Source organism: Streptococcus halichoeri (genome assembly GCF_009870755.1).
GTDB lineage: Bacteria > Bacillota > Bacilli > Lactobacillales > Streptococcaceae > Streptococcus > Streptococcus halichoeri.
Genome location: NZ_WLZU01000002.1, coordinates 1 through 12,177, shown reverse-complemented (window position 1 = coordinate 12,177; position 12,177 = coordinate 1). Strand labels below are relative to the sequence as shown.

Genomic DNA, 12,177 nt, shown 5'->3' with positions numbered 1-12,177 from the left:
TGCTGGTCACTCACTTAGCCTGGTTGAATGGGATCATGCGATTCTCTTCAATGAGATAGCAAGCATCACATAGTTTTTCAAGCATGGTGAAATCATGGCTAATGATTACTAGGCCTAGTTGTCGGTCTTTGACAATGTGTAACAAGCTCTGCCAGACCTGAGCCTGGGTAATACTATCTAACATCGTGGTCATCTCATCAGCAATCAGGTACTTGGTCTTAGGATGCAGGGCACGCACAATCGAAAAACGTTGCAACTCACCACCTGAGAGCTCACTGGGGCGACGCGTTAGCCATTTTTCTTGAATACCAAAGGCTAAGAGCAGGTCCTGACTGGGCTTGTAGGCTTCCGTCAAGCTTTTTTGCATGGTCCAAAGTGGATTCATGGTTTTTTCGGGGTGCTGCTGGATGAGTTGCACCGGGCGAAAGCCTTTGTGCGGCAAAGGCTGCCCATCGACTAATACCTGGCCAAGCTGAGGTTGCCCAAAACCTGCTAAGATCTTGGATAGGCTGGTTTTACCGCAGCCGCTTTGGCCAAAAATACCTAAAATCTGCCCTGGCTCAAGGCTTAGCTGAACATCCTTAAATAGCCATCGGTCTTTGTTATGGTAAAAGCCGAGATGGTTAGCTTCTAAGGTCATCACTCACTCCTTTCAAAAAAGCGTGTTGTGGCAACGAACGCCAGAGTTTTCTAGCAAATGCTGTCTGCAAGTTGTCGCCATCACCACTAAAGTAATGTGCTGGTGCTGTTTCAATCGCTCGGCCATCTTTAAAAACAGTAATCCGATCGGCGATTTGGCTTGCCGCGATAATATCATGCGTGATAAACATCACACTAATCCCCTGGTCTACAAAGGCGCGTAATTGCTTGAGCACCATTTGCAGGGCATCTGGGTGTAAACCAGGAGTAGGCTCATCAGCAATAATCAAAGAAACCTGCTCACCCAGGCAAGTCGTAAATAAGACCCGCCTTAGCATGCCGCCAGAAAGTTGGAAGGGATAGAGCTCACCATCAGCTTTGGTTAAACCAAATTGATCAAACAATTCTTCTTGCACCTGCTGAGCATTTTTTGAAATGCCTAAGCGTACCTGGTGTTTGACCTTCATGGAAGGATCCAAGTAATTGACTGATTGTGGAATCAAGGTGATTTCTTTTCCTCGAATTTGCTTCATCCGCTGAGGAGTGAGTGCTTGACCACGGTAGATCATTTGGCCGCTTACCTCAGCATTGCGCGGAAGAATGCCCATAATAGCATGTGCTAGCAAGCTCTTACCTGAGCCGCTAGCACCAATAATGGCTAAAAGCTCCCCTTTTTTAATGTCTAAATCTAATGCTTCAATTGGGGTTGAACGAAAAGGGGTTAACAATCGCCCATATTGTGTAAATGTAATCGATAAGTCTTTAATGCTTAACACTGTCTTTGTCATATCATTGGCTCCTAAAGAATGTCATTGTGCGGGGAGATTAATTTCTTCAATGCTTCGCCAAGGGTATCAAAGGCATTAACAATCACAATCAGATAAAGTCCCGGGAAAAGCACTAACCACCAATTACCAAGTGAAATGTGTTTGGCAGCTTCTGAGAGGATAATGCCAACCGAAGGTTGCTCCGCAGAAAGCCCAAAACCTAAGAAAGTCATTGAGGCTTCGTGGAGAATAACATGGGGAAATAACAGAATAAACCCAATAAAGATTTGCGAAGCTATTAAAGGTAAGATATGGTGCCTGACAATATAATAGGGTGATTTTCCCATACTTTTAGAGAGTTGGACAAATTCTTTATTTTTTAGGTGATAGACTTCATTACGAATTAATCTGGCTAATGATGGCCAATGGGTAACTGCTGTAGCTACAATAACGCCTTTAGCGCCCTTACCAACAACAAAGGAAATAAGAATCATAAAAATCAGATGGGGCATGCCGATAAATAAATCAATTAGCCAGGCAATGAGTTTATCAATAATAGTATTTCCTAAGCCAGCTAAAACCCCAAAGACAGTTGCTAAAACAACGCCCATGAAGGCACCAAGGAGCCCAACTTGCAGCGAAAAATGAAGTCCCTTAATGGTCCGGACAAACATATCACGCCCTAAGCTATCAGTTCCAAAGAGATGATGTAAAGAGGGAGATAGATTGCGCAGTGTTGCATCCGTCTGTAAAGGGGTGTGGTAAAAGTAAGCATTGAGGAATAAGACGCTAAGAATCAACAAACTAGCGACGCCTAGCTGCCATAAAACAAGGGTTCGACGTTCTAATGTCATGCTTTTCTCCTTAGTTGGGGATTGATGAGGCTATTTAAAATATCGGCAATCAGATTGCCAGCAAAGACAAACAGCGTTCCAATCATCACGATTGCAAGCAGGAGCGGTGTGTCACTTTTTAGCCCAGCTTCGGTGAGTGTTGAGCCTAAACCAGGATAAGAAAAGACTTGCTCAGCAAGGACAGATCCTCCAAATAATTCCCCAAAATAGGAAAAATGGAGGGTAATGGCTGGTACGATAGCATTTCTCAGGCAATGATTCTTGAAGATTTGCCATTGTGTCTCACCACGTGCCCGGGCAAATAAGACGTAGTCACTAGAGAGGACAGATAGCATCTTGGTCCGTGTATGAAGGGTCACATTGGCAATGCCTAGGATGCTGAGTGTAAATACAGGTAGGATCAGGTGCCTGATGCGATCAGCCAGGGTCACATCTTGGCTCAAGATCCCGATGGGAGATGAGATCCCAATAGGGAACCAGCCCAATTGTACCGAAAAGACCAGTAAGAAAAGCAGGCCAATCCAAAAGGTAGGAACAGAAATTTGTAGGTAGGAAAACCAACGGACCAAGCGATCCAGCAGTTTGCCCTGACGAAAGGCCGATAAAGTTCCTAGGATAAAGCCAATGATCCCAGATAAGAGCCAGGATAAGCCCATGAGGACAAAGGATGCCCCGGCGCGTGCTTTAATAATATCAGCAACGGGTTGTCGGTAGATCAGCGAGGTTCCCAGATGTCCTTGGAGAAGGTTTTTCAACCAAAGCAGGTATTGAACGAAGGCCGGCTTATCTAAGCCGTAGTGCTGTGCAATGGCTTTATACTGAGTTGGAGTCAATGAGGTATCGTAGTTGACGCTGGCCATTATAGGGTCGACGGGTGATAGTTTTAATAAACTAAATGTCAAGATGGATACCCCAAAAATGAGAGTCAAACACCTGATGATTTTCCAGGTAAGGACAGAGGTAATGTGTTTCACAGATAATCTCCTTCATTAAAAAAGGAGTCAAAGAAATGCTTGGCACACCAAACCAAGTGGCCATTGCTTTCTTGACTCCAAGCTTAAAATTGTGGTGGTTCCTAAAACAGTTACTTAGCAGATTCATCCCAAGTCCAGTCAGCAATATTGGTTAAGAGTGACCAATCATGACCGTGACTGTGAATACCTTGTTTACCAACATTAATCCGCTTATCACCCATATACGTATGGTTAAGACTCACTAACCATACATCAGGTAAGTCTCCAAGAGTGGAAGCACCAGTTTCTCCGTCCCATTGCGCTAATTTCCAGTATTTATTAGCTTTATCAAGGTCAGAAGAAGCCATTGCTTTGTCAAGGTACTTGGTAACAGTAGGATTGTTGTAGAAGGTAATATTGGTCCAGCCTTTTCCAGCTAAATCAGGATGGTGCGATTCGTAAAATTGCTGCGCGTGGTGCCGTCCTCCTGCATAAAGCAAGGCTGAATCATGGGCTTTAGTTGCCATCTCATCCCAGTTGCTGGCTTTTAGTTTGATGGTAATACCTAGTGCTTTAGCTTGCTCAGCCACTTCGACGGCTAAATTGGCGCGCAGCTGATCATTAGTAGGATAGTAGAGGTCAAACTCAGCTTTAAGATCCCCTTTTTTGCGGGTGCCGTCAGCTTGCTCTTGCCAGCCAGCCTTGGTCAACAGTTGTTTAGCTTTAGCGACTTTATTGTCTTTAATGGCTGTTTTAGGTTCCCAAAAAGGCGTGTGGTCAATAATGGAATAGGCTGGTTTGCCATAGCCATTTAAGACAGTGTCAAGAACTTTCTTACGATTTAAACCGATTGTTAAAGCTTTGCGAATGGCAGGATCACTCGTTACATCATTACCTACCGGATAACCATCAGGAGAATTTTTGATCAGACCCTTTTTAACATAAGGTAGGGAAATTCCACGGACATCATTTGAAGCAATATTAAGCAGACGTGTGCCTTTAACTTTCTTATCAGCCAGTTCTGGTGTGGCATAGATTATATCAACATCCCCAGATTCTAAAGCAGCTAGGGCTGTATTTTCATCAAGCAAGACCCAGGTCCACTTTTTGAAATAAGGTTTTTTCCCATGCCAATAGGGATTGCGGACAAAGATAGCTTGCTCTCCAGCCTTGTATTCTTTGACCATGTAAGGGCCAGAGCCAATAGGGTTGCTCTTATAGTTGTCATTATAATGGTTTTTAGGGACAATCGGAATTTCGGTTAATTGCGCTGTAAAGGTTGAATGCGCTTCTGTTAAGTGGATAGCAATGGTATCTTTGTCAAGAACGTCAATATCTTTAATGAACGTAAGGTCCCAGGCTTTTCCATCTGCCTTTAACATGTCATAGGTAAATTTAACATCATCAGCAGTCACGGGTTCTCCATTGGAGAATTTGAAATCATCATTCAAATCAAAGGTCCAAGTCAGACCGTCTTTAGAAATGGTGTATTTTTTGGCCAGCTCACCTGTGATCTTTAAATCAGGTGTCCGTTTTAACAAAGTGCTGTGCGTAATGTTGCCTTCGTTATGGATGCCATAGCGATCTTTGGGGTCAAATTCATGTGGTAATTTTGCCCCCATCGAAACGACCAATTCATCTTTTGGCCGCTGTTTGCGTGCGCGTTCCTTTGGTTGCGATGTTTGTTTTTGACAGGCGACTAAGACAAAACTCGCCAGCAAGACAGTGACAATAGAAAGGTATTTTAGGTATTTTGACACTAATCAATCTCCTATTTCTAATAAATAATGTATGTGATAAATAGTGGCATGTTGCCGACTTTTTTATTATAACAAGAAAAAAATAGCAAGGCAATTGTTTAACTGGTTAATTAAATAGTTTGTTTTTTTCATCTATCTGCTTACCAAGCCTGATTTCCCCAATCTGGCTCTTGAAATGCCACAAGGAGCAATCACACAAGCTTGCTGTCCTTAGACAAAGGTCCCAGGCTTGTCACCTGATAATGGGTATGTCATCCTAGTGATGTAATCGTTTTACAGTGGCAGAACTGCATAAGGAGAAAAGATGATGATCAAAAAATATTTCGTTTGGCTTGAGCTTTTGCTGAGCGTTTTAGTCGGAGTCTACCTGTGGGTTAGACCGCAAGATGGATCAGGCGCGAAGAATGTTTTAGCAGTTAAAGTCCTATCATTGAGCGTTTGGCTTATTTTTGTAGGCCTGGTTGCCCTTTTACAGTGGCTTATTGATAAGTTTTTTTCTCAAAGAAAATAGCAGAGCGGTGATCGATGCCAACGCTCTTTTTTGCTAAAAAACAAGAAAGAGCGTTATTTCCCTTAGCAAGGCAGACGCTGACATCAATGCTACAAATAGCATCGCGCTAGCAGGTGATTTAAGACTTGGCGTATTCGCTTACAGCTGTTAATCGGTAATTGCCCTTACCTGAGGGTGCCAATTCTCATTTTTTGCTGAATCAGCAGTTGCTTTTTCAGCCCATTTTTCTTAATATAATGAAGTAGGAAGTTAAAAATGAGGCATGAAAAAATGACGGAAACCAGTAAAAGGCGCGGACAAATTTTAGATGTTCTAAAAGACAGTGATTATCCCATCAGCGGTACCAACCTGGCTAACATGTTTAATGTTTCTAGGCAAGTCATCGTTCAAGATATTGCTATTTTAAAAGCAGAAAGCCATGATATTGTCTCAACTCATCGTGGCTATAAGCTATTTCTATCCACAAAATGCAGTAGAATTTTAAAAGTTTTGCACACCGATGACGATATTGAACGAGAGCTAAATGCTGTTGTTGATGTCGGGGCAGTCCTTAAAGATGTCTTTGTATGGCACAAGGCCTATGGAAAAATCAGGATCGAATTGAACATCAAATCACGAAAGGATGTTCAAGACCTATTGCTTAAGATGACATCAGGCGTTAGCAGGCCGCTTAAGCGGCTTACAGATGGCTACCATTACCATACGATTGTAGCAGATACAGAAGCTATCTTAGATGAAGTAGAGGAGCAGTGGGCAAAGATGGGCTTTATCGTTGGAGAATGAGCCTTGGCACTTTTTATAGCTAGGGAACCCTGATTCCCCACACACATAAAGCTTAGCTTGTGCTAGTGACCCTTAACTATATTAGAAATAGACCCATTATTTTCTTAGCGTAGAAAATAATAGGCCTATTTTTTAGTCCAGATACCGTAACTGTTTCATTGAAAAGTCAATACTGCTAGCGTTATGGGTCAAGCTACCGCTAGAAATATAATCAACTTCAAGACCTTTGAAGGTGGCAATATTATCTAGCGTGATATTGCCTGAAACTTCGATTATAGCTTGTTTGTTGATGATAGAGATAGCTTTTTTGATCAGCTCAAGGTTCATATTATCTAACATAATGATGTCAGCTTTTGCTGCCACTGCTTCTTGTACCTCTTCAAGCGTCTCTACTTCAATTTCGACTTGCTTGATAAAAGGCGCATATTGCTTAGCTTTTGTAATAGCGGCAGTCACACTACCAGCAGCGTTAATGTGATTATCTTTTAGCATGATAGCGTCTGATAGATTAAAGCGATGGTTGTATGCGCCACCGACCCTAACAGCATATTTTTCAAAAAGACGGAGGTTCGGGGTGGTTTTTCGTGTATCAAAAACCTTAATGGAAGGATCATCTAAAGCTTTGATGTAAGCGTCAGCTAGGCTGGCAATACCCGACATTCTTTGCAGAAAGTTTAACGCAACGCGCTCACACGTTAATAAAGTGCTTACCTTACCGACAACCTCTAAAATCTTATCGCCTTTTTGAAATGGGCTGCCGTCTTCAAACGGGCTATCAGAAAAGCTAACCTCAGCATCATATAACTGAAAGACTCTCTTAAAAACATCTAAGCCTGCGAGCAGTCCAGCTTCTTTAGCTATTAGTGAGACTGTTGCTAATTTAGGGTTATCAAAAATAGCGTTGGTACTAAAATCTTCGGAATTAACATCCTCTTGTAAAGCTCTAATTAAGACGTCATCAATTTGAAAGTTATTGAGTTGGGGGTACATTCAATCCTCCTAAATAGTAAAATTAAACTTGTCTTTACACATGACAAGACAAGTTTATGTCTTTTTGGTACAATAGTCAAGTGGTAAAACGATCCATATCATCAATTGAGCGTCAGTTTGCTCATCATATTTTCAAAACAAATAGGGTAAAACATTAGTTTAAGTTAGTTGACAGGCTTATCATAGCAACTTAAATGGGGGAGAGTACTTCCAACTCTAATAATTTAAGGGGAAATAGATGCTGATTCAGTTTGTTATTATTATTGCCATTTTTTTATCAATCGCCATTGGCTATTGGAAGAAAATCAACGTTGGTTTGATTGCGATAGCATTTGCCTATTTAATAGGTGCTGGTGTATTAAAAGTAGCACCAAAAGATTTGATTGACATGTGGCCCACTCAACTCTTTTTCACGATACTTGCCGTATCCTTATTTTATAATTTTGCGATTACAAACGGTACCTTAACCTATCTTGCCCAGCTGGTCCTTTATAAAACGCAAAGCTATTCACAAGGAATCTATCTGATTTTATATTTTCTAGCAATGGGGATAGCAGCTGCTGGAGCGGGCTTTTTTACAACCATGGTAATCTGCTGTCCACTTGCTGTATCCTTATGTAAACAGAGTCGTAAAAGTATTTTGCTGACCACTCAGGTGGTCAACTTAGGGGCTGCTGGCGGTGCTAACTTTATGACCAGTGGCTCAGGTCTTGTTTTTCAAGGCTTGTTCAAAGAGCTCGGCTGGGGTAAAGAGGCTCTAAGTTTTGGTCTTTCCATCTTTCTCTTTACGATCTTATATCCATTACTGTTTTTGCTTTTGGCTTATGCCATTAATAAATTCTTTTACCGTCAGACGAATCAGCCGGCTTGGGTTATCGAAAAACCAGCAGCTTTAACCCACAAGCAAAAGCAGACGCTTGGTTTAATGGGCATGATGATGGCTTTGGTATTAGTCCTGCCCAATTTAAGCTTGCTTTTTCCTGGCATTGACACACTCACAGCAGTTACACGAATGGCAGATATTGGCCTGATTTGTATAGTCTTATCAGTCCTTGCTTTTTTGCTTAACCTCTCTGATCAAAAGCGTGTCTTTTCACAGCTTCCCTGGAATACCTTAATCATGTTATCTGGGATGGGGGTGCTCATTAAACTAGCGACCCAATTTGGTCTGATAGAGACAGTTGCTAATGGCATGAGACAAACACTTCCCCCTCAGCTATTACCACTGGCTTTTGCCTTTATAGCTGGCATTCTTTCCTTATTTAGCTCAACGCTATCAGTTGTAGCGCCGACCTTATTTCCGGTTGCGACAGCTATTTCGCAGGCGCATCCTCATATTCAAGCACATGTTTTATTCGTAGCGATTGTAGCGGGTGCTTTATCGACCAATATATCACCATTTTCGGCTGCAGGTTCGCTCATCCAAGCGTCAATTCCAGAGCAGGAAGAACGCGACAGCGTCTTTAAGCAGCAACTGATGTATGGCATGCCATTAACCTTTGCCATTGCTTTACTGGCGGTGCTTATCTATAGTCTAATGGTGGGTGGGGGCTGATAGCCCTTTGGGCTTGTTCCTTGATTGAACCTTACAGGGACGTTAGAATTGCTCCCTAATCCATAGTGAATTAACAGTAAGAACCATGATGAGTGCCCAATAAGACAGCTGCCTTTAAATTATACCAAATTCACAAAAAAATGATAGCGACTCCACCAATGCTAAATAGCAAAAGTCGGCATGTTTCAGCCCAAAAGGACTAAATTTTTGTGGCATGAGCAAATAGCCGGCAAGGATAGCTCCTTAGGTGATGACTCTAAATAATAGGGATGTTAAAAAAGCACAAAATAATATGGCTGGTATAGGTCGTAAGTTAGAAGAATTCAATTAATCTTGGACAAGTAAAACTTGTTCTTTTTTAATGGAAAATGATTATCTATCGCATAAGGTTACTAAAGGTATATCACAAGTTAAAGAAAAGCAAGTCATTAAACATAGTTTAATTGAGGTAGAAGATGTTTAATTTTACTGATGAAGCATGGAAAGATTATGTTTCTTGGTAACAGGAAGACCAAAAAGTCTTGAAACGAATTAATCGTTTGATAGAAGATATTAAAAGAGCCCCTTTTGAAGGCATTGGAAAACCAGAACCTTTGACATACCATTATTCAGGTGCTTGGTCTCGAAGAATTACAGAAGAACATAGGTTGATTTATATGATAGAAGATGGTGAAATCTATTTTTTTATCTTTTAGAGATCATTATAAGTAGCAGTAGTCGCTTAAAAAGTGACTGCTTTTTTATTTTATAGAAGGTGTTAAATGATTGATATACAAAAAATAAAAAAGTTTCTATTGAGATATACCAAAAAAGAAAAGTGAAAAATAAGATAATGCCATGATTCATTTCATGGCTTTAATTTTATATGTTAAATTCTTTACTTTAAGTTTTTCAAAAAATATGTTGTGTTTTCTTTATGTATGATATAATGACTGTATAAAAAAGGAGAAAACATATGGAACTATTTAACGAAGAAGAGGCACAAGAGATTGTCAATAATATTATATTAGGTTATAATAACTATCTTCAAATGAGAATTGAGAAAAAAGAAGAGATGTCAGTTTCAACTGGTTTTGCTTGGACAAAATCAAATTATATAGATGATGCATTTGATAAAAGTCAATCAAAATTTCTTAAGAGAGATGCATTGAAAAAAGCTGGTGAAAGCTGGGAATATTTACAATTTTGTGCTGATACAAAATTTGGAAAAACGTTGATTCTTTTTAAAGGGGAATCAAGGTCAAAACAAGTTTTTGGAAAGTCTAGTCGTACTAAAAGTTCTTATTTATATGAGAGTGCATCAATTAACAAAGAGATTGTAAAAACTTATAGTGGTGATAAAGATGCTAAAGAAATCACTATTCAACTTGATTTATTTAATGATGATTTATTTACAGAGGATTTTAAAAGTAAATTTGATTGCTTTTTGATGATCTCTTATGAACCTAATCAATCTGAACGAAGACTTTTAAAAAGTGTTAAGGTTCTTTTACCAGATCCAATTTCGGATAAATTACTTGATATACAAGACTTATCTACTTATATTTCATCTAGCCCGATTCAACCAATTGAAGATCCTAAAAATATTATTCCTACATTAAATGAGGATGTTGAAGTAGAAAACTTTGGTTTAATACCACTGGAAAAGAAGCAGTCTCTTTAAGATAAGAGAGGTAATAACTAATGTATAATGGCGAAAAAATTGAAGAATTACGCCTTTTATTTGAAATGAGCCGAGGTGAATTGGCTCAAAAATTGGAAGTTTCAGAGCAAGCGATTTGGCAATTTGAAAATGGAGAAGTTTCTCCAAAAACAACATTAAAATTAAAGCTTGCTCAAATATTTCAAGTTGATATTGATTATTTTGAAGATAGTATTATTGAAAGTAATTTTGGTGTGTCAGATATTGCTTTTAGAAATTCAGATACTATTTCACGTAAAATTATTAATTATCAAGAAGTTTATTTAAATACAATTAATAAATATATCAATTATTTAGAGCAATTTATTAAGTTTCCACAACAAAATTTTTATAGTTTGACTAGAAAAGTAGCAGAAATGCTTGAAAATAACATAAGTATTGAAAAAATAGCTGATTTTAGTAGAGAAATGTTAGATATATCAGATGATAATAGTGACTTACTCTACAAGCTAGAAAAGTCTGGAATTTATATTTTTGAAAAAAACTTGAATGGTACAGAAGATGCGTATAGTATTTGGTCACAACAAGGGATTCCGTTTATTATTTTAGGTGTAAAAAAGACAGGTGTTAGAAGAAATTTTGATTTGGCTCATGAATTGGGTCATTTACTCCTTCATAGAGGTGTTGATTTTGAAAGTTTAGATAAGTTTGATTTACAAAAAAAAGAATCTGAAGCGAATAAATTTGCTTCATATCTACTCTTGCCAGAAAAGCGATTTAAGCAGGTAATATACGATTTACATATTGAAAATAGATTAAGTAATCCAGATTCATATATTAGTTTAAAAAAGAAATTTAATGTTTCAATTCAAGCAATGGAATATAGAGCATTTCAATTAGGATTATTAACTAAAGGACAGCATGACTATTTTTATAGATTAATCTATAAAAAGAAATATAAGGTGTTAGAACCACTGGATACAGATATTGCTGTGAAGAGACCAACTAAGGTACGTAGTATTTTTAACGTAGTATTTGACAACGATTTAATAACAATCGAACAATTTTTGAAAACAAATAAAATTACTTTGGATTTTTTATCACGTTTATTTTATGTAGAAAAAACTTTTTTTGATAAGTTTTTATCTAGTGAAGTAAATGACTTTAGTAAGATTATTGATATTAAAGATTATAAAAAGAGTATTTGAATCGTATAGTAAACAAAGAGCCATGAAGATTTCATGGCTTTTTATTATATTTATAATGTTGGTCTTAATTTATATTTTAGTTAATTTGATAGTGTTTCAAGTAATGAATATTTCATTGACGATATTATTTGTTGGTTTTGCTTTTATATTTAGGCTTGCTGGAGTGAGTGGTAATCGTTATTAAGAAAGGAGTGAAGAGTATGCAACAGGTTTTTAATGTGAGTGTTCCGGTACCAGATGATGTGGTTATCATTTCAAAAGAGGAATATTTAGATTTGTTAAGTGATAATGAACAAGGAAAATGGTGGGATATTGATAACTTACAAGAATTATTGGGACTTGGTAGGTCAAAATTAATTAATGATATCTTATTAAATCCAGATATTAAAAAGGATGTGGATTTATCAATTAATCCAAACGGTTTTATTGTTTATCCTAAGGGTAAAGGTAGTCGTTATAAAATATTAGCAACTAGAGCTAGAAAATATTTTGAAGAAAATTTTGGTTTTATTTTG

Annotated in this window: 12 protein-coding genes and 2 pseudogenes; 8 read left to right on the top strand and 6 right to left on the bottom strand. The window is 38.4% G+C overall.

All coding sequences use genetic code 11. From position 1 onward, the window contains the following. Positions 1–10: 10 nt before the first annotated feature. The 5 genes from GWD08_RS00885 to GWD08_RS00865 form a co-directional block, all read right to left on the bottom strand. Positions 11–640, bottom strand: coding sequence for an ABC transporter ATP-binding protein (locus tag GWD08_RS00885; RefSeq protein WP_159548007.1), 630 nt, complete (start codon positions 638–640; stop codon positions 11–13). Further along, positions 624–1,427: an ATP-binding cassette domain-containing protein gene (locus GWD08_RS00880; protein ID WP_159548009.1), complete on the bottom strand. Its 804-nt coding sequence runs from the start codon at positions 1,425–1,427 to the stop codon at positions 624–626. Before GWD08_RS00880 ends, GWD08_RS00885 begins: the two co-directional genes overlap by 17 nt. A gap of 11 nt (positions 1,428–1,438) precedes the next feature. Continuing rightward, the gene (locus GWD08_RS00875) at positions 1,439–2,260 is read right to left on the bottom strand and encodes an ABC transporter permease (protein ID WP_159548011.1); all 822 of its coding nucleotides are present in this window, start codon (positions 2,258–2,260) and stop codon (positions 1,439–1,441) included. Further along, the gene (locus GWD08_RS00870; protein WP_159544577.1) at positions 2,257–3,234 is read right to left on the bottom strand and encodes an ABC transporter permease; all 978 of its coding nucleotides are present in this window, start codon (positions 3,232–3,234) and stop codon (positions 2,257–2,259) included. Before GWD08_RS00870 ends, GWD08_RS00875 begins: the two co-directional genes overlap by 4 nt. Positions 3,235–3,344: 110 nt before the next feature. Further along, positions 3,345–4,973 carry an ABC transporter substrate-binding protein gene (locus GWD08_RS00865; protein WP_159563923.1) on the bottom strand — a complete coding sequence of 543 codons (1,629 nt, stop codon included), beginning with the start codon at positions 4,971–4,973 and terminating at the stop codon, positions 3,345–3,347. 304 nt (positions 4,974–5,277) lie between these two features. Here GWD08_RS00865 and GWD08_RS00860 point away from each other — a divergent pair, with 304 nt between their 5' ends. After that, positions 5,278–5,484: a DUF3923 family protein gene (locus tag GWD08_RS00860; RefSeq protein ID WP_159563922.1), complete on the top strand. Its 207-nt coding sequence runs from the start codon at positions 5,278–5,280 to the stop codon at positions 5,482–5,484. 255 nt (positions 5,485–5,739) lie between these two features. Beyond that, on the top strand, positions 5,740–6,267 hold the full coding sequence (locus GWD08_RS00855; protein WP_201447703.1) for a transcription repressor NadR: 528 nt from the start codon (positions 5,740–5,742) through the stop codon (positions 6,265–6,267). 132 nt (positions 6,268–6,399) lie between these two features. Here the strand turns inward: GWD08_RS00855 and nadC are convergent, their stop codons facing one another. Continuing rightward, positions 6,400–7,257, bottom strand: coding sequence for a carboxylating nicotinate-nucleotide diphosphorylase (gene nadC / locus GWD08_RS00850; RefSeq protein ID WP_159563921.1), 858 nt, complete (start codon positions 7,255–7,257; stop codon positions 6,400–6,402). Positions 7,258–7,495: 238 nt separating this feature from the next. Here nadC and GWD08_RS00845 point away from each other — a divergent pair, with 238 nt between their 5' ends. From GWD08_RS00845 to GWD08_RS00820, 6 genes and pseudogenes are all read left to right on the top strand, one after another. After that, positions 7,496–8,812, top strand: coding sequence for an SLC13 family permease (locus GWD08_RS00845; protein ID WP_244295454.1), 1,317 nt, complete (start codon positions 7,496–7,498; stop codon positions 8,810–8,812). A 358-nt stretch (positions 8,813–9,170) separates the two neighbouring features. Beyond that, positions 9,171–9,275: pseudogene (locus GWD08_RS00840) on the top strand (type II toxin-antitoxin system Phd/YefM family antitoxin); the annotation flags it as partial. Next, positions 9,268–9,523, top strand: a pseudogene (locus GWD08_RS00835) (Txe/YoeB family addiction module toxin). The pseudogenes GWD08_RS00840 and GWD08_RS00835, both read left to right, overlap by 8 nt. 244 nt (positions 9,524–9,767) lie before the next feature. Further along, entirely contained in the window at positions 9,768–10,475 is a 708-nt protein-coding gene (locus GWD08_RS00830) for a spr1630 family ClpXP-sensitive toxin (protein WP_159563920.1), read from the top strand. Between the two features lie 20 nt (positions 10,476–10,495). Further along, a complete protein-coding gene (locus tag GWD08_RS00825) occupies positions 10,496–11,662 on the top strand; it encodes a spr1629 family repressor/antitoxin (RefSeq protein WP_159563919.1) in 1,167 nt (388 codons plus the stop codon). A gap of 200 nt (positions 11,663–11,862) precedes the next feature. Next, the coding region (locus tag GWD08_RS00820) for a DUF771 domain-containing protein (protein WP_159563918.1) at positions 11,863–12,177 on the top strand (315 nt) is incomplete at its 3' end.